Below are 23,115 nucleotides of genomic sequence, written 5' to 3'. Positions count from 1 at the left end.
CCAAACCGCCAAGAGGCCGAAACCGGCAGGCCGGTTGAGATAGTCGAACGACGCCCCAGCCCGCAAACCGATCACGCGCGCGACGCCGGGCGGCGAAAATCGGCTAGCCCGCGGCGGATTGCACCCGTCCGGGCCGAATCCGATTTCACCCCCCTTGCGCGCCGTGTTAGGCAGGTCTGGCGCTGTTGCCAGAACAGCCATTTGTGACAGGGTAACGAGAGGGTCGGAATGACCGGAAAGGGGCGCGGATACGGATTTCTGCGCGGCGTTGCGCGCGCGATCGCGGCGTTCTGCCTTGCGCTGGCACCGGTTTCCGCGGTGGCCCTCGAAACCGCCTTCAAAGCCCCCGGCGCACCCGACGATCTGCGCGAGCGGTTGCAGACCGCCTCGGCGGTGATGGCGGCCGGGGCGCGCGGGCTCGACACGGTGCAGGAACTGCTGGCCGCCGCCCAGGCCGATTACCGGACGCTGGTTCAGGTTCTCTACGACCAGGGCTATTTCAGCCCCGTGGTCCATATCCGCCTCGACGGGCGCGAGGCCGCCGGGATCCAGCCACTGTACCTGCCGCGCAAGATCGACCGTATCGAGATTTCCGTCGACCCCGGCCGCCCGTTCCGCTTTGGCCGCGCCGAGGTGGCCCCGCTGGCCCCGGGCACCCAGCTGCCCGACGCCTTCGCCGCCGGCCGGCCGGCGACCACCGGCGCGATCCGCGACGCCGCCGCCGCCGCCATCAAGGGCTGGCGCGAGGCCGGCCATGCCAAGGCCGCCCCCGCCAGCCAGCGCATCGTCGCCGATCACGCCCAGGCGCGCCTCGACGCCGCAATCCGCCTCGCCCCCGGACCCAGTCTGCGCTTTGGCCGGATGGTCGTCGAGGGGCCGACCGCGGTGCGCGAAAACTCGATCCGCCGCATCGCCGGCTTTCCCGCCGGCGAGAGGTATCACCCCGACGCGCTGCGTACCGTGAACACCCGGCTGCGGCGGACCGGCACCTTTTCCTCGGTCACCCTGGAAGAGGCCGAGACAGCCAACCCCGACGGCACCCTGAACGTAACCGCCCGGGTCGAGGACATGCCGAGGCGCCGGATCTCCTTCGGCGCCGAGGTGTCCACGAGCGAGGGGCTGGACCTCAGCGCCGCCTGGATGCATCGCAACCTGTTCGGCGGCGCCGAACGGCTGCAACTTGAAGCGGTTCTGAGCAATATCGGCGGCAGCGAGGATCTGGACGGGCGCATCGGCGCGCGGCTCGACCGGCCCGATCGGCTGGGTCCGGATGACAGCATCTTTTACCTGTTCGAACTGGAGCGGCAGGACCGCACCCACTACGAGGTGACGCGCGGCGGTCTCGGGATCGGCACCCGGCGGGTGTTCTCGGACAAGCTGTTCGGCGAGTTGTCGCTCACCGCCCATTACGCCGATGCCGACGATGCCTTTGGCAGCAACCGGATATTCCGCTATGCCGCCCTGCCGCTGAAGCTGGAATGGGACCGGCGCGACAGCCCGGTCGATGCCCACGACGGCTTTTTTCTCGCGACCGAGGCGATGCCCTTCTTCGGCCTCTCGGGCAATGCCTCGGGCGGGCGGCTGTGGCTGGACGGGCGCGCCTATCGCTCCTTCGGCGAGGCCGGGCGGGTCACCCTGGCCGGGCGGGTGCAACTCGGCTCGGTCATCGGGGCGGCGCAATCGGATGTCTCGCCCGATCTGCTGTTCTTTTCCGGCGGCGCCGGCACCGTGCGCGGGCAACCCTACGAATCGCTGGGGCTCAACGCGCCGCCCAGCACCCTGCTGGCCGGCGGGCGCGCCTTTCTCGGCGCCTCGGTCGAACTGCGCGGGCGGGTCACCGAGAAAATCTCGGCGGTCGGCTTTTTCGATTACGGTGCGGTCGACGCCGATGGCGTGATCGACGGCAACTCGCCCAGCCATTCCGGCGCCGGCCTCGGAGTGCGCTATGATATCGGCGGGTTCGGGCCGATCCGGCTCGACCTGGCCTATCCGGTCGGCGGATCGACCGGCGACGGGCTGCAATTCTATATCGGGATCGGACAGGCGTTTTGAGACGGGTTCTGGGCATAGTCCTACTGCTGAGCGCGCTGCTGGCGCCGCCGCTGCGCGCGCAGGTATCGGACGACGACGCCGGCGGGCTGCTGGTGCGGTTCCTGGAAAACACCCTGTCGGACGACAACCGGCGGATCGAGGTGACCGGGCTGGAGGGCGCCTTCAGCTCGCGCGCGACGATCGAGAAGCTGACGGTCTCGGATGCGCAGGGCGTCTGGCTGACGCTTTCCGGCGCGGTGCTCGACTGGAACCGGATGGACCTGGTGCGCGGCACATTCTCGGTCAACGCGCTGACCGCCGACAGGATCGTGATCGCCCGTAAACCGCTGCCCGCCGACGCGGTGGATCTGCCCAGCCCCGAGGCGCAGCCCTTTTCGCTGCCCGAATTGCCGGTGGCGGTGGAATTGGGCGAAATCGGCGTCGAGAGCCTTGAGCTGGGCGAAACGGTGGTCGGGCTGGCCGCCGCGCTGCAGGTGTCCGGACGCCTCAGCCTTGCCGGGGGGGCGCTGGATACCCGGCTTTCGGTCACCCGGCTGGACCGGCCCGGCGACGCGCTGGATCTGACGGCGCAGTTTTCCAACACCACCCGGCAGATCGCGCTGGACCTCACGGCGATCGAGGACGCCGGCGGGCTGATCTCTACGGCGCTGAACATGCCGGACCGGCCGCCGCTGCTGTTCACCGCCAAGGGGACGGGGCCGGTCGACGATTTCACTGCAGATATCGCGCTGGTCAGTGACGACGCCGAACGGATCGGCGGCGCGGTGCGCCTGCGCGGGCTCGAGGCGCCCGAGGGCGCCGATCCCGCGACCCCGCAGGGCATCAGATTCTCCGCCGATCTGGCGGGCGATGTCACGCCGCTGCTGCCGCCCGACTACCGCGCCTTCTTCGGCGCCGAGACGCGGCTGGCGCTCGACGGGATCAACCGCCCCGACGGGCGCACCGAGATCGAGCGTCTGGACCTCACCTCGGACGCGTTGATCCTGAACGGCAGCTTGGCGGTGGCAGCCGGCGGCGCGCTGGAGACCGCGCTGCTGCACGGGCGCATCGCGCCGCCCTCGGGGGAAACCGTGCTGCTGCCGCTGAGCGGGCCGCAAACCCGGATCGGCGCCGCCCGGCTGACGCTGCGGATGGACGGGGCGGCGGACAGCACAGGCGCCGGCGACTGGGATCTGACGCTGTCCGCCGACCGGCTGTCGCGCCCCGACCTCAGCCTTCAGCGGGCCGAACTGACCGCAAGCGGCGCCCTGGATCAGAGCGCCGGGCTGGCGCTCGACGGCACGCTCAAGGCCGGGTTGCGCGGGCTGGGCTTTGCCGACGCCGCCCTCGCCCGCGCCATTGGATCGGAGGTGACGCTGGACGGCGGCTTCGCCCTGACCGGCGCCGGCGGGCTGGAGTTTCGCGGCTTCCAGCTGCGCGGGGCCGACTACACCGCGACCCTGAACGGCATGCTCGACGGGCTGCAAAGCGGTTTCGAGATGGACGGCCGCCTGCGGCTGGCGGCGGCGGATCTGGGCCGCTTCTCGGGGCTGGCCGGGCGCGATCTGGGCGGTGCGGTCACCGCCGATCTGTCCGGCACCGGCACACCGCTGGCCGGCAGTTTCGACATCGCGCTCGCCCTGCGGGCGCAGGATCTGTCGGCGGGGATCGACCAGCTCGACCCGCTGATCGCGGGGACCAGCACGCTCAGCCTCGACGCCGCGCGCGGCGCGGACGGGCTGACCATCCGCCGCTTTGTCCTCGACGGCACCGCCCTGTCCGCCCAGGCGCAGGGCACGCTGAAAAGCGCCGGCAGCGCGCTGAGCTTTCGCGCCGCGCTGGACGATCTGGCGCGCCTAACGCCCACGGTTTCCGGCCCGCTCACCCTGACCGGCGATCTGGATCAGGCCGGGCGCGCCTGGACCGGCAAGGTCAGGCTGCAGGGCCCGGACAAATCCTATGCCGATCTCAACGGCACCTTCGACCCGGAGGGGCGGGCCGATCTGACCTTCGACGCGCTGCTCGACCGCATCCAGCGTTTCATTCCCGAACTGCCCGGACAGCTGACCGCCAGCGGCACGGCAAAGCGCGACATCCAAGGCATCTGGACGCTGGAGACCGACGCCACCGGCCCAGCCGGCGTCTCGGCCCGGATCGCCGGCAGCCTGGACGAGGCCGCCGGCACCGCCGATCTGACCGCGCGCGGCGATCTGCGGCTGGAGGCGGCCAACCCGTTCCTGAAGCCCAACTCCATCGCCGGGCGCGCCGAATTCGACCTCAGGCTGGACGGGCCGCCGGCGCTGCGCTCGCTCAGCGGCCGGATCAGCACCTCGGGCACCCGGATGGCGATCCCCGCCGCCGCCCAGACCATCGAGAACATCTCGGGCAGCGTCACGCTGGCCGACTCCGCCGCCAGCCTCGCGCTGACCGGCGCGCTGGGGGCCGGCGGCGGGTTTCGCGTCAGCGGGCCGGTCGCCCTGACCCCGCCCTATGACGGGAAAATCGCGGTCGATCTGCAGAACCTGATCCTGACCGACAACAAATCGATCACCTCCTCGGCCAACGGGCGGCTTTCGCTTTCGGGGCCGCTCGCCGCCGGGCCGCTGCTGTCGGGCCGCATCGAGTTCGGCGAGACCGAGATCAACCTCAGCGCGGTGTCGGGCAGCGCCGCCGCCGCGCCAATCCCGTCGATCGTGCATCTGCACGACTCTGCCGCCGTGCGCGCGACCCGCGCCCGCGCCGGTCTGATCGACACCGGCGGCAGCGGTGGCGGCGGCGGCCCGGCAATCGGTCTCGACCTGGCGCTGGTGGCGCAGAACCGGGTGTTTGCACGCGGCTTCGGGCTGCAGGCGGAACTGGGCGGCGCGCTCTATCTGCGCGGCACCACCGCCGCGGTCGAGCCGGTCGGCCAGATCGAGCTGATCCGCGGCACGCTCGACATCATCGGGCGGCGGTTGAAACTGACCAGGGGGGTGGTCACGATGCAGGGCGACCTGACGCCCTATGTCGAGTTCGCCTCCACTGCCACCACCGAGGACGGCAAGGCCACGATCGAGATCGCCGGGCCGATGGACGGCCCTGTCGTCAGCGTCTATGCCGAACCCGAACGCCCGGCGGAGGAGGCGCTGGCGATGCTGGTCTTCGGCAGCCGGGTCGCCGATCTGTCGCCTGTGGTGATCGCCAAGATGGCCGCCTCGCTCGCCACGCTGGGCCGGTCCGGCGGGGCCAGCGACAAGGTGCGCAAGGCCACCGGCGTCGACAGGGTCGATTTCGGCACCGACGCCAGCGGCGCAGGGCAAGTCGGCGCCGGCACCTATCTGTCGGACAATGTCTATACCGATTTCACCGTCAACACCCGCGGCGAGACCGAGCTGAACCTCAATCTCGACCTCAGCAAGTCGCTGACCGCGAAGGGCAGCGTCAACAACGCCGGCGACACCGGCATCGGGTTGTTCTTCGAACGCGACTACTGACCGCTGGCCCCGGAGCTGCGCCGTCAACCGGTGTCGCGGGTGTTTCGCCGGTGTTTCGGGGCGCCGCTCTAAGGCAATGCGGCGGCCAGGGCCGCCAGCCCGCCAAGGGCCGCGGCATCGTCGGTGATCACCGCGACCGGGATCGCCGCCCGGGTCTGCGCAAGCGGCCCCGGCGCGGCCAGCGCCCCCAGGAAATCGGCGCGCGCGTCTGTGCCCAGCACCCCGCGCGCCATGCTGCCCGCCCAGAAAACCCCGTCGCGCGGCAGATAGGCGGCGACCAGTTCCCGCGCCAGCAGCCCCATCGACCTGGCCATCTGCGCGACGCTGCCGCGCGCGGCCGGATCGGTCCCGGCCGCCTCCACCAGCTGCTGCGCGGTGTGCTCGCCGCCGTGCCGCGACGCGTGCAGGCGGGCAAGCCCGGCGCCGGAAAACAGCGCCTCGATGCTCGCAAAGGCGCCGGCCATCGCGCCCAGTTCGGCGGCGACCGTCACCGGCAAGGCGGCATGGCCCAGCTCGGCCTCCCAGGCGACGGGACCGGCGGGGGTGGCCCGCACCAGCCCGACGTTAAAGCCGGTGCCGCAATTGGCGACCAGCGCCTGACCGTTTCCCGACGCCTCGGGCACCGGCGCGCGCAGGGTCTCCAACTGCGCCGCGCCCAGGCCCGGCAGCGCCAGCGCCAGCGCCGTCAGATCGTTGACCACCCGCAGCGCTGCGGCCCCCGGCAGCCGCAGCAGCGCGGCCATCTCTCCCCGCTCAAAGGCCCAGTCGCGATTGGTCCACCGCACCGCCCCCGGCGCCACCGGCCCGGCCACCGCGATGCAGGCCGCGCGGAGCGGCGGCGCGCCGCAGTCGCGCAGATACCGCGCGAGCAGCGGACCCGGCCCGGCGTAATTGTCGTTGCGCCACCTCACCGCGCATTGCAGCCCGCCATCGCCGCGCAGCAGCGCAAGACGGCTCGCGGTGCCGCCCATATCGGCCAGCAGAACTGTCATGTGCGGCCCTCCCCCTTCCGGTCTGCGCATGCTGCCTCATTCCGGGCCGATCGCCAAGACGACAGCGCGCCTTGCAGGTGGCGGCGAAGCGGCTAGGCTGAGCGCCAGGAACAGCAAAGGCGGATCAGGACAGTGGGGACAGCCCGGGCAGCGGACCGGTCGCGGATCGACGCGGTGGTGATCGGCCGCAACGAGGGGGCGCGGCTGATCGCCTGCCTGGCCTCGCTCGACGGCCGGGTCGGGCGCATCGTCTATGTCGATTCCGGCTCGACCGACGGCAGCGTCGCGGCGGCGCAGGCGGCGGGCGCCGAGGTGGTGGCGCTGGACATGAGCTACCCCTTCACCGCCGCGCGGGCGCGCAATGCCGGTCTGGCGCGGCTGGACGGCGGCGGCGCCGATTTCGTACAGTTTGTGGATGGGGACTGTACGGTTTCGCCCGGCTGGATCGAAACCGCCGCCGCATACCTTGCCGGTCACCCCGGGGTCGCCGCCGCCTGTGGCCGGCGGCGCGAGGAACATCCCGAGCATTCCGTTTACAATCGGCTGTGCGACCGGGAATGGGACACGCCGGCTGGCGAGGCACTGGCCTGCGGCGGCGACGCACTGATGCGCCGCGCGGCGCTGGACGCGGTGGACGGGTTCCGCGACGATCTGATCGCGGGGGAGGAGCCCGAGATGTGTCTGCGCCTGCGCCGCGCCGGCTGGACCATCCGGCGCCTCGACGCGGAAATGACCCTTCACGATGCCCGTATCCTGCGGTTCGGCCAGTGGTGGCGACGCAGCCGACGCGCCGGCCATGCCTTTGCCGAGGGCGCGCATCTGCATGGAAAGGGACCCGAGCGGCACTGGGTGGCCGAGGGCCGCCGGGCGCTGGTCTGGGGCGCCGCGCTGCCGCTGGCAATCCTGCTGGCGATGCTGGCGACGCCCTGGGCGGGACTGCTGGCGCTGATCTACCCGGCGCAGGTGCTGCGGCTGGCGCTGCGCGATCACGGCCCGGGGCGGTGGGAGGCCGCGCTGTTCACCGTTCTGGGCAAATTCGCCGAGGCGCAGGGAGCGGTGGAGTTTCATCTGCGGCGGCTGCGCGGGCAGCGGCGCGGGATCATGGAGTATAGATAGGGGGCCACTCCTCCCGGCAAGTCCCTTGCCGGATGTATTGAAACGCCACGGATGGAACCCGGTGCAACAGGGGTCGCAACGGATGACCGCCCCCGCAGAAATCAGCGGGGCGCGTCCTTTCGCGGATGTCCGCTATCGGGACAGAGTTCGCGTTCGCTGCAAATGCACCATTGTCGGCTTTGGGAGATTCAACAGAGGGCCAAATAGTGTGTTAGCCTGCATCAATGCGGCAGTCTCTTAGGAACACCCAAACGTCCGGAAGGAAACGCAAAGCATGATTGCTTACGTCACAGTGGGTGCTGATGACATCGCGCGCGCAAAGCGGTTTTACTCTGCGTTCCTGTCGGCCCTTGGCTACGAGCTTGAGGAGGGGCCAGAGGGCCTTAGCTACGCTCTGCCCGTCCCACCGGGCCAGCCTGCCATTCTGCCTGATTTCTACGTCAAACCAACCTTCGATGGACGCCCCGCCTCGGCTGGGAACGGGTCTATGGTCGCCTTCGAGGCGCGCAATCAAAAGCAGGTTCGTGACCTTCACGCCGCCGCGCTTGTCGCAGGCGGCTCTGACGAGGGTCAGCCGGGCTTCCGCGATTCATACGGACCACAATTTTTCGTTGGCTACCTGCGCGATCCTCAAGGCAACAAGATCGCACTGTTCTCCAACGATCCGAGCGAACCTGGGCGAGACGAATAGCGCGGGTTACCCCGGCGGCAAAAGCCGTTCGCCACATTGCTGGAGATTCTTGTTGTGGGCTCATGGCGGTCAATCGTCCTGTTGATGACCGCGCCCCGTTTGGAGCGCGGCCCCCAACACATCCAGTAAGGGGCTTGCGCCTGCCGGGTTGCCCCCGGTTTCTCTCTGAATTTTCAGCAGGTCATAGGGATGCGCCGGAAACGCCGGGGCGAAAGCCCGATACCGCGGCCCGGCGCCTATTCCCCGAACCAGCGCAACCGCAGCGCCCGCACCGCCTGCACCGGCAGCACCGCCGCGCTGCGCGCATAGCGCGGCACCATGCGGGCCGGGCTGCTCAGCATCCGCCACAGCCATTCCAGCCCGAGCCGCCGCATCAGGCGCGGCGCCCGGACCTGATGACCGCCGAGGAAATCCAGCCCCGCCCCGATCGAGGCAAAGCCCACCGCCGGCGCCAGGACGCGGCCGCGGGCGGCAAAGCTTTCCTGCTTTGGCGCGCCCAGCGCGAGGAAACACAGCTGCACCCCCGCGTCGCCCAGCGCCCGCAGGATTCCGGCAGCCTCCTCGCCATCGGGGTCGAACACCCCCGACGGCGCGACGGTCAGCACGATGTTCAGCCCCGAAACAGTGCCCTGCAACACGCCAGCGGCATCGCGAAGCGCCTGATCGGTGCTGCCCACCAGCGCCACCCGCGCGCCCTCTTCCGCCGCCAGCCGGCAGAGCGGCACCACCAGATCCGAGCCCGGCATCAGGTCGACCTGCCGTCCCGCCAGCCGCGACAGCGCAACCACCGGCCAGCCGTCGGCGACCACCAGATCCTGCGCGCCATAGACCCGCGCGAATCCGGCCGAGGCGGTCATCTTGGCCAGGTGATCGAGGTTGACGGTGGCCAGCGCGAACCCTTCGCCGGCGCGCAGGCGCTGGCGCACCTCGGCGGTCAGCGCGGCGCGCGTGGGCATGTTGATGCGGATCGTCTGATCAAAGAAACGGAACTGCACGCACGTCCTCCTGGTCCGCCCGGCATAGGCCGGATGCGCCCGCCGCGCCAGAGCATCGGGAAAATTCCCGGCCGGCCGTTGTATCCGCGCCCCGGGCCGGTCCCGGACCGCCCCCGAACCAGTCCTGAGCTGTCGGTGACCGGCCCGGCGGGCGGGACAAGCCCGGCACAACTTGCTAGACTCGGTGCCGGGCGCGTCCCGCGCGCCCCAAGACAGGAACCCGAGCAGACCCGCCAATGCCCAATACCCTTGCCTCGATCGTGCTGCTGACATGGCCGCTGGTCTGCCTTGTCCTGCTGAAACGCATGCCGCTGGAACGCGGCCTGATCTGGTGCATTCTGGGCGGCTACCTGCTGTTGCCGCCCCGGGTCGCCTTCGACCTGCCGCTGGTCCCCGCGATGGACAAGGACTCGCTGCCCAGCGTCAGCGCCTTTTTGATCGTGGCGCTGGTGCTGGGGCACCGGATCTCGCTCTGGCCGCAGAGCCGGCTGGCGCGGGGGCTGATCGTTCTGTTTCTGATCGGCACCGTTCCCACCGTCCTGAGCAACGGCGATCCGGCACTCTATTTCGCCCCCGGCAGCACCGAGGCCGGACCGTTCCAAATTCCCGGCCTGAACCTGCGCGACCTGGCCTCCCTGACCATCAAGCAGGCCATCGTTTTGCTGCCCTTCCTGCTGGGGCGGCAGTTCCTGGCCTCGGAAACCGGACTGCGCGAGTTGCTGCTGGCGATGATGGTGGGCGGGCTGATCTATTCGGTCCCGGCGTTGCTTGAGGTCCGGCTCAGCCCGCAGTTCAACACCTGGATCTACGGCTTTTTCCAGCACAGTTTCGAGCAGATGATGCGCGACGGCGGCTTCCGGCCCATCGTGTTCCTGCAACATGCGCTGTGGCTGGCGCTGTTCATGGTCTATGCGCTGCTGTCCAGCGCGGCGCTGCTGCGCCAGGCGGCAGATTCGAAAAAGGCGCGGCTGATCCTGACCGTGGTCTACCTCGCCGGGGTGCTGTTTTTGTGCAAGAGCCTGGCCTCTCAGCTCTACGCGCTGGTCTTCCTGCCGGTGATCCTTATCGCCGATCCGCGTATGCAGTTGCGGATCACCGCGATCCTGGCACTGATCGCGGTGACCTACCCGGTGCTGCGAAACACCGGCATGATTCCACTCGACGCGATTCTGGAGCGGGCCATGGCGATCAATCCGGACCGGGCCGCCTCGCTGGCCTATCGCTTCGAGAACGAACAGATCCTGCTCGACCGGGCCGGCGAGAAAACCTGGTTCGGCTGGGGCGGCTGGGGCCGAAACCTGCTGCACGATCCTGAATCCGGCCGCTCCGCAACGGTGCCCGACGGACGCTGGATCATCGTGTTCGGCACCTATGGCTGGGCCGGTTACATCGCCGAGATGGGGCTGCTGGCGCTGCCGCTGCTGCTGCTTTGGCGGCGCACGCGGGCTGGCCTGCCGGCGCATTTCTCGCCCTATGCGGCATCGGTGGCCATCCTGCTGGCGGTGACGATGATGGACATGCTGCTGAACGCCACGCTGATTCCGCTGACCTGGATGTGCGCCGGCGCGCTGCTGGGTTATAGTGAACAGATCGGCCAACCGGCCCGGCCCGGAACGCCGTCACTGGCATCGGCGCCGGCCCCCCGCCCCCTGTTCGGAAAAGGGCCGGCGATCGGGCGGCGCAAACGTCCGGGGCAGCGCACCACGCTCTGACGAGACCGCCGGGAAAGGCCGGTGTGGGCCGAAATCGCCACAATCTGTCCTTACCCAAGCCCAATTGGGCGCAGATCAAGGCAACCATGCGCAAGGCCGCATAGTGGTTTATATATTTTCCAGCGCCGGTCCTTTCCCGGCCGCTGTCGGCAATCGGCGGAACGGAGGGCCTGGGGTGAGGGCCCTGTTCGCCTGCCGCCCGGAGCCAGGGTTTCCGGGATCGGGGCACGCAGGGAATGATGGGCCGGAAACGATGGGTTGGGATCGAGTGGTCGGGATATGACGATGAACGCAGAGAAAAGCAGACCCGGCGACATCGCCATCGTCGGCATGTCGGTACGCATGCCCGGGGCCGCCTCGACCGCAGCCTTCTGGGACAATCTGCGCGCCGGGACGGAATCGATCCGCCGCCTGAGCGAGGAGGAGTTGCTGGCCAATGGCGAGGATCCCGCGCTGCTGGCGGACCCCAACTATGTCCCGGCCGCCGCCCCGCTGGAGGATTTCGCCCGGTTCGACCCCGAGTTCTTCGGTTTCTCCCCCAAGGAGGCGGCGATCCTCGATCCGCAGCACCGCAAGTTCCTGGAAGTCGCCTGGGAGGCGATGGAGGATGCCGGCCATCCCCCCGAGAGCATCGCCGGCCCGGTCGGCGTCTATGCCGGCTGCGGCATGGGGAGCTATTTCTATTTCAACATCTGCTCCAACCCCGGGCTGGTGGACGACGTGGGCATGTTCCTGCTGCGCCACACCGGCAACGACAAGGATTTCCTGTCCACCCGGGTCAGCCATGTGTTCGACCTGCACGGACCCTCGATCAACCTGCAGACCGCCTGCTCCACCTCGCTGGTGGCGGTCCACTACGCCGCCAAGGCGCTGCGCGACGGCGAATGCGACATGGCGCTGGCGGGCGGCGTGACCATCGAGCTGCCGCAGGGGCGCGGGTATCTTTACAAGGAGAACGAGATCCTCTCGCCCGACGGGCATTGCCACGCCTTCGACCACAGGGCGCAGGGCACCGTCTTTGGCTCCGGCGCCGGCGTGGTGGCGCTGCGGCGGCTCGACGACGCGATCGCCGACGGCGATCATATCTGGGCGGTGATCAAGGGCAGCGCGGTCAATAACGACGGGGCCGCCAAGGCCGGCTATCTCGCGCCCTCGGTGGACGGGCAGTCCGAGGCGGTCACGCTGGCGTTGAATGCGGCGGGCGTCGCGGCCGAGACCATCGACTATGTCGAATGCCACGGCACCGGCACCTATCTGGGCGATCCCATCGAGGTTGCGGCCCTGACCGATGCTTATCGCCGACAGACCGCCGAAACGGGGTTCTGCCGGCTTGGGTCGGTCAAGACCAACATCGGTCACCTCGACACCGCGGCGGGGGTGGCCGGGCTGGTCAAGACCACGCTGGCGCTGAAGCACGGGGAAATCCCGCCCTCGCTGGGCTATGAGGCGCCGAACCCGGCGATCGATTTCGAGCATTCGCCGTTCAAGGTGAACGACCGGCTCAGCGACTGGACCCCGCGCAACGGGCCGCGCCGCGCCGGCGTCAACGCGCTGGGCGTCGGCGGCACCAATGCCCATGCGATCCTCGAGGAGGCGCCGGAGCGCGGCGCCTCGGAGGACAGCGAGTTTCCCTTTCATATCCTCTGCCTGTCGGGGCGGACGCGGACGGCGCTGGATGCCAATGCCCGCGCGCTGGCCGATCACCTGCGGGCCAATCCGGACCTGCCGCTGGCCGATGTCGCCTTTACGCTGAAACAGGGTCGCCGCGCCTTCGACAAACGCCGGGTGCTGGTGGCCGAGACCGCGCAGGAGGCCGCCGATCTGCTCGAGGCGGGCGATCCGCGCCGCGTCTTCACCCATGACCGGCTGGGCGAGGCCCCGGAGACGGTGTTCATGTTCCCCGGCGGCGGCGCACAGTTCGCCGGCATGGCGCGCGATCTTTACGAGACCGAGCCGGTGTTCGCCGACTGGATGGACCGGGGCCTCGATCACCTGGAACCGCAGCTCGACTATGACCTGCGCGCGCTGTGGCTGCCCGCCGATGAGGCTGCCCGGCAAGAGGCGGACAGGATCCTCACCAAACCCTCGGCGCAACTGCCGCTGATCATGATCGTGGAATACGCGCTGGCCCAGCTCTGGATCAGCTGGGGCGTGCGCCCCGCCGCGCTGGTCGGTCATTCAATGGGCGAGAATACCGCCGCCTGTCTGGCCGGGGTGATGTCCTTCGAGGATTGCATCGATCTGGTGCTGCTGCGCGGGCGGCTGTTCGACACCGTGGCGCCGGGCGGCATGCTGAGCGTTTCGCTGGCCGAAAGCGACCTGCGCGCGCTGTTGGGCGCCGATCTCGACATCGCCAGCGTCAACGCGCCGCAGCTTTGCGCCGTGTCCGGACCGCAGGCGGCGCTGGACCGGCTGGCCGAGGTGCTGGAGGCGCGCGAGATCGAGTATCAGCGGGTGCCGATCGACATCGCTGCGCATTCACGCATGCTCGACCCGATTCTGGACGATTTCCGGGCGTTTCTGCACAAGATCCCGCTTGCCGCCCCGACCTTGCCGGTGATGTCGAACCGCACCGGCCAGCCGCTCACCGCCGAACAGGCCACCGATCCGCAGTACTGGGTGGACCAGCTGCGAAACACGGTCCGCTTCGCCGATTGCATCACCGCCCTGTCGGCGGGACCGAAACGGGTGTTCCTCGAGGTCGGCCCGGGCAAGGCGCTGAGTTCGCTGGCGCAGATGTCGGACACGGTGGAGCCGGGGCAGGTGCTGTCCTCGCTGCGCCACCCCGAACAGGCGATCGCCGACGACACCTATTTCCTTGGCGTGATCGGGCGGCTCTGGGCTTGCGGGGTCGAGGCCGACTGGCCGCAGATCTGGGGCGAGGCGAAACGGCACCGGCTGCCGCTGCCGACCTATCGGTTCCAGTCCAGCCGCTATTTCATCGAGCCGGGGACGCCGCAGACGGCGCCAAGCGCCGAGACAGCGCTGACCCGTATCGAGGACATCACGCGCTGGGGGTATCGCCCGGCCTGGCGGCCGCGCCCCGCCGATTGCGAAATCGACGTGGAGACCGAGCTGGAGACAGCGGAGAGGCAAAACTGGCTGCTGTTCGAGGATGACGCGGGGCTGGCGGCACGGGTCGCCGACCGGCTGCGACAGGCGGGCCATACCGTCACCCGGGTCAGTCCCGGCGACACCTACGCGCGGCTGGCCGAAGATCACTACCTGCTGCCGCCCGAACAGGGGCGGTTCGGCTATGACAGCCTGATCGCCGATCTGGCCGAGACCGGGCGCGCGCCCACCCGGATCGGCCATTTCTGGCTGGTCACGGACGCGGAGCGTTTCCGTCCCGGCAGTTCGTTCTACGACCGCAACCTGGAACAGGGGGTCTTCAGCCTGATGTATCTGGGCCAGGCGCTGGGCGCCGCCGAACTGGAGGCGCCGGTGCATCTGACCGTCTTCACCACCGGCGCGGCGCAGGTCCGGGACGAGGGGTTGCCCTATCCCGAAAAGGCTATGATCGCCGGTCCCCTGGGCGTGCTGCCGCACGAGATGCCGGGGGTCAGCTGCGCCACGGTGGACCTCACCCTGCCGCTGCGCGGCCGCGCCGGTCTGCTGACGCGCCTGATCGGCGGCGCCGATGAGGATCCGCTCGCCCCGCTGCTGCCGCAGGTACTGGAAGAGTTGTTCGCCGAGCCCGGCGACGGAACCGCCGCGCTGCGGGACGGCAAACGCTTCCTGCGCAAATGGCGGCCCGTCCCGCTGCCCGAACCTGAGACGCCGGTGTGGAAACAGGGTGGCACCTATCTGATCACCGGCGGTTTCGGCGGCATCGGGCTGACGCTGGCCGGTGCGCTGATTCGCGCGCATGAGGCAAACGTGATCCTGCTGTCGCGCGAGGCGCTGCCGCCGCGCGGGGAGTGGGAGGCCTATCTCTCCGGCCACAGCCCCGCCGACCGGATCGCCGGCCGCATCCGCGCCCTGCAGCAGCTGGAGGCAGCGGGCAAGGGCGCGGCGATGGCGATCGCCGCCGATGTCTGCAACAGCGCCCAGATGCGCGAGGCGGTCAGCGCCGCCGAGGCCCGTTTCGGCGCGATCACCGGGGTCATCCACGCCGCCGGCCATATCGACGACGGCCCGATCCTGGCCAAGACCGAGATGGGCGTTGCGCAGGTCTTTGCCCCCAAGGTCACCGGGCTACGGGTGCTGGACCAGCTGTTCCCCGACGGGATGCTTGAGCTGATGGTGCTGTTCTCCTCCTCCTCGACCGCGACGCGGCCGGCGGGGCAGATCGACTATGTCGCCGCCAATGAGTATCTCAACGCCTTTGCTGCCGGGCGGCAGGGCGGCGCCACCCGCGTGATGGCGGTGGACTGGGGGGTCTGGGCGCAGGTCGGCATGGCCGCCGAGGCGGTGGCGGCGCGCGACAAGGCCGGCCACCCGACCGCACGCGACCGCATCGACCAGCCGCTGCTGGACGAGACCGGCTTTGACGCCGGGGGCAACCGGCTGTTCGTCTCCGTCTATGACGCCCAGGACCGCTGGGTGTTCGATCAGCACCGGCTGAAGAACGGCGCGGCGCTGATGCCCGGCACCGGCTATCTGGAACTGGCGGCCGAGGCGCTGGCGGCGCATGGGGGCGAGACCCCGTTTGAGATCCGTGACCTCTATTTCCTGCGCCCCCTGCAGGTGGGCGACGACGCCCCCCGCCGCGCGGTGGTGCGGCTGGAACCCGAGGGCGGCGGGTTGAATTTCACCGTCCATTCGGCACTGGGCCACGACGAGGCGCAGGGCTTTGTCCTCAACGCCCAGGCCCGCCTGCGGCCGCGCCCCGGCCTGACCGCGGCGCCGCTGGCGCTGTCCGAGATCGCCGCCCGCTGCGACCGCGCCGAGAGCGCGGCGCCGGGCGCCCGGCTGACCAGCCCGCAGGAGGCGCATCTGCGCTTCGGTCCGCGCTGGCATGTGCTGCGGCGAACGGCTCTGGGCCGGGACGAGGGTCTTGCCACGCTCAGCCTGCCGCAGGACTTCCATGGCGATCTGGCGCAGGGCTACCGGCTGCACCCCGGGCTTCTGGACATTGCCACCGGCTGGGCGATCGCGCTGGCGCCGGACTATGACGGAAGCTCGCTCTGGGTGCCGGTCTCCTACCGCGCGGTGCGGGTGCTGGCGCCGCTGCCGGGCGAGATCCGCAGCTGGGTGCGCCTGACCCCGGGCGCGGCCCCGGCAGAGGGGTTCGTCAGTTTCGACGTGACCCTCTGTGATCCGCAGGGCCGGGTCTGCCTTGAGATCGACGGTTTCGAGATGAAGCGCACCGAGGCGGCGCTGGACCTCGCCCAGCCCACTCGCGCCGATGCGGACGCGGTGGCGCTGGGGCTGGCGGCGCGTGGCGGCGATGCGCCGCTCTCGCCCGAGGAACAGCGGCTGCGGCGCAATATCGCCCAGGGCATTCGCCCCGACGAAGGGCCGGAGGCGCTGCGCCGCGCGCTGGCGCTGGGTCTGCCGCAGGTGGTGATCAGCTCGCTCGATCTGCCGGCGCTGATCGCGCAGGCCGATCACGTGGCCGCCCCCCGGGGCGCCGAGGACGGGCAGAGCTTCGACCGGCCCGATCTGGACACCGCCTATGTCGCGCCGCAGACCGGGATCGAAAAGACCCTCGCCGGGCTGTTCGAGTCGCTGCTGGGCGTCTCCCGCGTGGGCACGCAGGACAGTTTCTTTGACCTGGGCGGGCATTCGCTGATCGCCGTGCGGCTGTTCTCGCGCATCAGCCGGCTGTTTGATGTGGAGTTTCCCCTCGCCACCCTGTTCGAGGCGCCAAGCGTGGCCGCGCTCGCCGATCTGATCATGCAGCGCACCGGGCGCGGCGGAGAGATGGACGAGGCCGGCGAAACCGCGTCTGCGCCTGCGCCTGGCGCCGCCGCCTTCACCCACCTGGTGCCCCTGCACAAGGGAGACAGCGGCGCGCGCGCGCCCTTCTTCCTGGTCGCCGGCATGTTCGGCAATGTGCTGAACCTGCGGCATCTGGCGCTGATGCTTGGCCGCGACCGGCCGGTCTGGGGGCTTCAGGCGCGCGGGCTGATCGGCACCGACGAGCCGCACCGCCGGATGGAGGAGGCCGCCGCCGACTATATCGCCGAGCTGCGCCAGGTGCAGCCGCATGGCCCCTATCTGCTGGGCGGGTTCTCGGGCGGCGGCATCGCCGCCTATGAAATGGCGCGCCAGCTCGAGGCCGCGGGCGAAGAGGTGGCGCTGCTGGTGCTTCTCGATACGCCGCTGCCGGTACGCCCCGGGCTGAGCCGCCGGGACAAGGCACTGATCAAGATGCAGGAATTGCGCCGCAAGGGGCCGCGTTACCTGCGCGAATGGGCCGGCGACCGTGTCCGCTGGGAGATCGAGAAACGCCGCGCGCCGGTGGCGATCAACACCGCGACCGCCTTCGACAACGCCAAGATCGAGGCCGCCTTCCGCGAGGCTGTCGAACGGTACGAACTGAAACCCTGGAACGGCCCGCTGGTGCTGTTCCGCCCGCCGCTCGACCGCCACTGGAAGGTCTCGGGCGGGCGCTGGGTGAGCGCGGCCAAGGAATATGTCTATCCCGACAATGACTGGACCCGCTGGGCCCCGCGCCTGCAGGTCGTCGAGGTGCCGGGCGATCATGATAGCATGGTGCTGGTGCCCAATGTCAGTGTGCTGGCCGAGCGGATGAAACGCTTTGTCGACCGGGCGGAGAACGGCGATGCGCCGGGCGGCGGAGCCTCGCCCGGCTGGGCCGAAGCGGCGGAGTGATACGATGAAAGCACCGACTGTCCTGACGATCATCCTGAACTATCGCACGCCGGATCTGACGCTGAAATCCGCCGGCGCCGCCCTGCGCGCGATGGACGGGATGCCCGGCGAGGTTCTGATCGTCGACAACGATTCGGGTGACGGCTCGTTCGCGCGGATCTCGGCCGAGGCCGAGGCGCGCGGCTGGACCGCGCAGGGCCGGCTGCGGGTTGTGGACGCGGGGCGCAACGGCGGCTTTGGCGCCGGGATGAACTTTGGCATCCGCACCGGCCTGTCCGGCGGCGAGGCGGCGGATTTCTATTACCTGCTGAACTCCGATGCCTGGCCCGAACCGGACGCGATCCGGCATCTGCGCGATTTTCTGGTCACCCATCCCGGCGCGGGTCTGGCCGGCAGCTTTGTTGAAGGTGAGGACGGCGTGCCGCATCGTGCCGCGTTCCGCTTTCCCTCCATCGCCGGCGAATTCGAGATGGCCGCGCGCACCGGCCCGGTCTCGCGCCTGCTGAAGAGCGCCATCGTGGCGATTCCGGTCCCCGAGACCGAAACCCGGGTCGACTGGGCCGCCGGCGCCAGCCTGATGTTACGCGCCGAGATGCTGGAACAGATCGGCCTGTTCGACGAGACGTTCTTTCTTTATTTCGAGGAGACCGATCTCTGCCTGCGCGCGGCGCGGGCCGGCTGGGACACCTATTTCCTGCCGCAAAGCAAGGTGATCCACCTGGGGTCCGCCTCGACCGGCATGAAGGACTGGCCGCGCACCCCGTCCTATTGGTTCGAATCGCGCCGCCATTACTTTGCCAAGAACCACGGGCGTCCCTATGCCGCCGCCGCCACGCTTGCGCGGGTGGCCGGTCAGGCGATCTGGCAGATGCGCCGCGCCGTCTCGGGCAAGCCGCAGGCCGATCCCGACCGGTTCCTGCGCGATCTGATTTTTCACGACATGCGCGCGGGGCGGCAGCGCCCGATGCGCATTCCCCCCTTTCCCGTACCCCACACTGTGGCCAAGGATAAGAAATGACCCCGTTTTCCTGTGTTCTGATTGGTAATGAATCCCTGCTCATCGGCTGCGGCGAAACCCTGCGCGAGCGTGGTCACGAGATCCGCGCCGTGGTCTCCCGCGATGCCGAAATCCGCGCCTGGGCGCAGCAGAACGGCCTGCCGCTGGAAGAGAAGATTTCCGCGCTGACGGACCGGTTCGGGCAGGGCGGGTTCGACTGGCTGTTCTCCGTCGCCAATCTGTCCCTGATCCCCGATGCGGTGCTGACCCTGCCCGCACAGGGCGCCGTCAATTTCCATGACGGACCGCTGCCGCGCTATGCCGGGATCAACGCGCCGGTCTGGGCGCTGATCGCCGGCGAGGCGGAGTATGGCATCACCTGGCACATGATCGCGGGCGGCGTCGACGAGGGCGATATTCTGGCGCAGGCGCATTTCGACATCGCTCCGGACGACACCGCCTTTTCCCTGAACTCCAAATGCTACGGCGCGGCGATGGACAGCTTTCCGGCCGTGCTGGACCAACTGGAAAGCGGCACGCCGGAGCGCCGCGCCCAGGATCTGAACCAGCGCAGCTATTTCGCCCGCGATGCGCGTCCCGCGGCGGCGGGGCGGCTCGATTTTCACCGCCCGGCGGCAGAGCTTGCGGCGCTGGTGCGGGCACTGGATTTCGGCGGCTACTGGAACCCGCTCGCCTGTCCCAAGGTCGAGATCGCCGGCCGTTTGGTGCTGGTGGGCGCGGCGGAACCGGCCGGCGCCGCCCGGGGCCTGCCCGGCACCGTGATCGAACTGGACCGCGACAGTCTGACCGTCGCCACCGGCGAAGGGGCGCTGCGGCTGTCGCGGCTCACCACCTGCGAGGGCGCGGCGCTGTCGCCCGCCGATCTGGCCGGGCCGGGCGACAGCCTGCCGAGCCCGGACAGCGCCGAGGCGTTGCGGCTGGCCGGGGCGCTGGCGGCGACGGTCAAGCACGAGCCGCAGTGGCGCCGGGCGCTGGCGGCGATGCGCCCGGTTCCGGTGCCGCTGGCGGGCACCGCCCCCGGCGCGCCGGAGTGGGAGACCTTGCGCATCGCCACACCCGACGGGCTGGAGCCGGGCCGCGCCGCGCTCGCGGTGCTGGCCTGGGCGCTGCTGAGCAGCGGCGAGGAGGCGGCCGATCTGGCGCTGACCGATCCGGCGCTTGCCGACGCGGCGGCCACTGCGCCGGGCTATGTCTCCGGCTGGGTTCCGCTGCAGATCCGCAGCGGCGCGACGCTGACCGAGACATCGGAAACGCTCAGACGCATCCGCGACAGCGCCGCCAATAGCGGCTTTGCGCGCGATCTCGTCGCCCGCGATCCGCAGATCGACTGGACCGGCGCGCCGGGCATCGCGTTGGCGCTGGACGGCGCCGGGCCGGTGGCCGAGAGCGCCGCCACCGTGACCCTGCGGGGCGAGCGTGTCAGCCTGCACGTGGATCGCGCCCGGCTGGACGAGGAGGCCGCCGAGGTGCTGGCCCGCCGGCTCGAGGCGGCGATGCAGGCGGCGGCGCAGGCCGATGATTCGACCGAATTGGGGACGCTCGACATCCTGCCCGCCTCGGAGCGGCGCAAGACGGTTTCTGGCTGGAACCAGACCGCAGGCGACTATGATCCGGACCTGACCCTCCACGGCGCCATCGAGCGTCAGGTGGCGAAAACCCCCGACGCCACCGCGATTGTCTTCGAAGACCGCGCCCTCACCTATGCGCGGCTTGACGCGCGGGCCAATGCGCTGGCCGCCCTCCTGCGCGGCAAGGGTGTGGCGCCGGGGGCGCATGTGGGCCTCTACCTGCGCCGCGCGCCGGAAATGGTGGTGGCCGCGCTGGCGATCATGAAGGCCGGTGGCGCCTATGTGCCGCTCGACCCCGCCTACCCGGCCGACCGCATCGCCCATTACATTTCCGACAGCCGCGCCTCGGTCATCGTTACCGATGCCGCCCTGCGCGGCCAGTTGCCCGAGGCCGACGCGGCGATCGTCGAGTATGACGGCACGGGCGAACAGGCCGAAAATGTCGATGGCGGCGCCGGCGGCGCCGATCTGGCCTATCTGATCTACACCTCCGGCTCCACCGGCACGCCCAAGGGGGTGATGGTCGAACACCGCAACGTCGCCAACTTCTTTACCGGGATGGACGCGCGCATCGGTGTGCCCGGCAACGGCACCTGGCTGGCGGTGACCTCGCTCGGCTTCGACATCTCGGTGCTGGAGCTGTTCTGGACGCTGGCGCGCGGCTTCAAACTGGTGCTCGCCGGGGATGACAACCGCGCCGTGGTTTCGCAGGGGCCGCTGGCGATCAGCGACCGCCCGATCGATTTCAACCTGATGTACTGGGGCAATGACGACGGGGTCGGTCCAAAGAAATACGAGCTGCTGCTCGAAGGGGCGAAATTCGCCGATGCCCATGGCTTCAACGCCGTCTGGACGCCGGAGCGGCATTTCCATGCCTTCGGCGGCCCCTACCCCAACCCTTCGGTCACCGGCGCCGCCGTCGCTGCGGTGACGCAAAACCTCTCGGTGCGGGCGGGCAGCTGCGTCGCGCCGCTGCACCATCCGGCACGGATCGCCGAGGAGTGGGCGGTGATCGATAATCTCACCAACGGGCGCGCGGCGCTCGGCATCGCCTCGGGCTGGCAGCCGGACGATTTCATCCTGCGCCCCGAGAACACGCCGCCCAATAACAAACCCGCGATGTTCGAGACCATCGAGACCCTGCGCAAGCTCTGGCGCGGCGAGGCGGTGGAGTTCCCGAAAGCGGACGGCACCATGCATTCCGTCATCACCCAGCCCCGCCCGGTGTCGAAGGAGCTGCCGATCTGGGTCACCACCGCCGGCAACCCCGAGACCTGGAAAGAGGCCGGGGCGATCGGCGCCAACGTGCTGACCCACCTGCTGGGCCAGTCCGTCGAGGAGGTGGGCGAAAAGATCCGCCTCTATCACGCCGCGCTGCGTGAGAACGGGCACGATCCCAGGGAGTTCACCGTCACGCTGATGCTGCACAGCTATCTCGCCGAAAGCCGGGAAGAGGCGGCGCGGGTGGCGCGCGGGCCGATGAAAGAGTATTTGCGCGCGGCCGCCGGGCTGATCAAGCAATACGCCTGGGCCTTTCCCGCCTTCAAAAAGCCCAAGGGCGTCACCAACGCCTTCGAGATGGATCTGGGCGTGCTGGGCGAGGACGAGTTGGAGGCGATCCTCGATTTCGCCTTCGAGCGGTATTTCGAGGACTCCGGCCTGTTTGGCACCGTAGAGGACGGGCTGGCGCGGGTCGAGCAGCTCAAACGTATCGGAGTGGACGAGGTCGCCTGCCTGATCGACTTTGGCATCGCCCCCGATCTGGTGCTGGCGGGGCTGAAGCCGCTGGCCGAGGTGCTGGTGCGGGCCAATGCGCCCAGCGCGCCTGTGGCCGACGACTTTTCCCTCGCCGCGCAGATCATCCGCCATGACGTGACTCATATGCAGTGCACGCCCAGCATGGCGCGAATCATCGCCATGAACGACGAGGCGCGGCTGGCGCTCGGGCGGGTGCAACACCTGCTGCTGGGCGGCGAGGCGCTGCCCGGCGATCTGGTCGCGGATCTGCGCGAATGCACCGGCGCGCGCATCCTCAACATGTACGGGCCGACCGAGACGACGATCTGGTCCACCTGCGAGGCGGTCGGTGCGCCCGCGCGCGGCGTCGTCAACCTTGGCACGCCGATCGCCAATACGGCCGTCTATGTGCTGGACGCGGCGGGCCGCCCCGCCCCCATCGGGGTTCCGGGCGAGCTGTGCATCGGCGGCGCCGGCGTGACGCGCGGATATTGGAACCGGGCCGAAATGACGGCCGAGCGGTTCCCGCCCGATCCCTTCGGCCACGAAATCGGTCTGGCCGGTCCGGCGCCGCTGCGCATGTACCGCACCGGCGATCTGGTGCGCTGGCGGGCGGACGGGCGCCTGGATTTCCTCGGCCGCACCGACCATCAGGTCAAGATCCGCGGCCAGCGGATCGAACTGGGCGAGATCGAGACCGCGCTGGCGGGTCAGCCCTGCATCACTGGCGCCGTGGTCATCGCGCGGGAGAGCGGCACGGGCGATCAGCGCCTGCTGGCCTATGTCACCGCCGAGGGGGCGGTGGATGAGGCCGCCCTGCGCGCCGAACTCGCCCGGCACCTGCCCGAGGTGATGGTGCCGGCGCGGATCACGCGGCTGGACGCCTTTCCGCTGACCCCCAACCAAAAGATCGACCGCAAGGCGCTGCCCGACCCGGCCCCGGCGCGCGCGCCGCGTCCGGCGGCGGGCGCGGCGCCGGTTGCCCCGCCGGCGGGCAAC

General features: G+C 69.8%; 10 protein-coding genes. 8 read left to right on the top strand and 2 right to left on the bottom strand.

Annotation, left to right across the window (positions count from 1 at the left end; all coding sequences use genetic code 11):
- Nucleotides 1-228 precede the first annotated feature (228 nt).
- Nucleotides 229-2,052 (top strand): autotransporter assembly complex protein TamA, encoded by a 1,824-nt coding sequence (locus E1832_RS02060; protein WP_133358081.1) that lies wholly within the window; start codon nucleotides 229-231, stop codon nucleotides 2,050-2,052.
- Entirely contained in the window at nucleotides 2,049-5,504 is a 3,456-nt protein-coding gene (locus E1832_RS02055) for a translocation/assembly module TamB domain-containing protein (RefSeq protein ID WP_133358080.1), read from the top strand. Before E1832_RS02060 ends, E1832_RS02055 begins: the two co-directional genes overlap by 4 nt.
- Before the next feature lie 68 nt (nucleotides 5,505-5,572).
- Here the strand turns inward: E1832_RS02055 and E1832_RS02050 are convergent, their stop codons facing one another.
- A complete protein-coding gene (locus E1832_RS02050; RefSeq protein WP_165978772.1) occupies nucleotides 5,573-6,496 on the bottom strand; it encodes a glucokinase in 924 nt (307 codons plus the stop codon).
- A gap of 132 nt (nucleotides 6,497-6,628) precedes the next feature.
- On the opposite strand from E1832_RS02050, the gene E1832_RS02045 reads away from it, so the two are divergent.
- Nucleotides 6,629-7,612: a glycosyltransferase family 2 protein gene (locus E1832_RS02045; RefSeq protein WP_206020982.1), complete on the top strand. Its 984-nt coding sequence runs from the start codon at nucleotides 6,629-6,631 to the stop codon at nucleotides 7,610-7,612.
- Between the two features lie 274 nt (nucleotides 7,613-7,886).
- On the top strand, nucleotides 7,887-8,303 hold the full coding sequence (locus E1832_RS02040; RefSeq protein WP_133358077.1) for a VOC family protein: 417 nt from the start codon (nucleotides 7,887-7,889) through the stop codon (nucleotides 8,301-8,303).
- Nucleotides 8,304-8,539: 236 nt separating this feature from the next.
- On the opposite strand, the gene E1832_RS02035 is transcribed toward E1832_RS02040, so the two are convergent.
- Nucleotides 8,540-9,298, bottom strand: a complete 759-nt coding sequence (locus E1832_RS02035; protein WP_425358957.1) for a WecB/TagA/CpsF family glycosyltransferase — start codon at nucleotides 9,296-9,298, stop codon at nucleotides 8,540-8,542.
- 236 nt (nucleotides 9,299-9,534) lie between these two features.
- On the opposite strand from E1832_RS02035, the gene E1832_RS02030 reads away from it, so the two are divergent.
- The 4 genes from E1832_RS02030 to E1832_RS02015 all read left to right on the top strand — a co-directional run.
- The gene (locus E1832_RS02030; protein WP_133358076.1) at nucleotides 9,535-11,010 is read left to right on the top strand and encodes a hypothetical protein; all 1,476 of its coding nucleotides are present in this window, start codon (nucleotides 9,535-9,537) and stop codon (nucleotides 11,008-11,010) included.
- A 285-nt stretch (nucleotides 11,011-11,295) separates the two neighbouring features.
- On the top strand, nucleotides 11,296-17,793 hold the full coding sequence (locus E1832_RS02025) for a type I polyketide synthase (RefSeq protein ID WP_425358956.1): 6,498 nt from the start codon (nucleotides 11,296-11,298) through the stop codon (nucleotides 17,791-17,793).
- A 4-nt stretch (nucleotides 17,794-17,797) separates the two neighbouring features.
- Complete coding sequence (locus E1832_RS02020) at nucleotides 17,798-18,811, top strand: glycosyltransferase family 2 protein (RefSeq protein WP_133358074.1); 1,014 nt, start codon at nucleotides 17,798-17,800, stop codon at nucleotides 18,809-18,811.
- Nucleotides 18,808-23,115 (top strand): MupA/Atu3671 family FMN-dependent luciferase-like monooxygenase (locus E1832_RS02015; RefSeq protein ID WP_133358073.1); only part of this gene is annotated, 4,308 nt, incomplete at its 3' end. The genes E1832_RS02020 and E1832_RS02015, both read left to right, overlap by 4 nt.

The organism is Antarcticimicrobium luteum (genome assembly GCF_004358185.1).
In the GTDB taxonomy this organism is placed as follows: domain Bacteria; phylum Pseudomonadota; class Alphaproteobacteria; order Rhodobacterales; family Rhodobacteraceae; genus Antarcticimicrobium; species Antarcticimicrobium luteum.
Note: the sequence above shows the minus strand (reverse complement) of the source record. Positions and strands in the feature narration are given on the sequence as shown.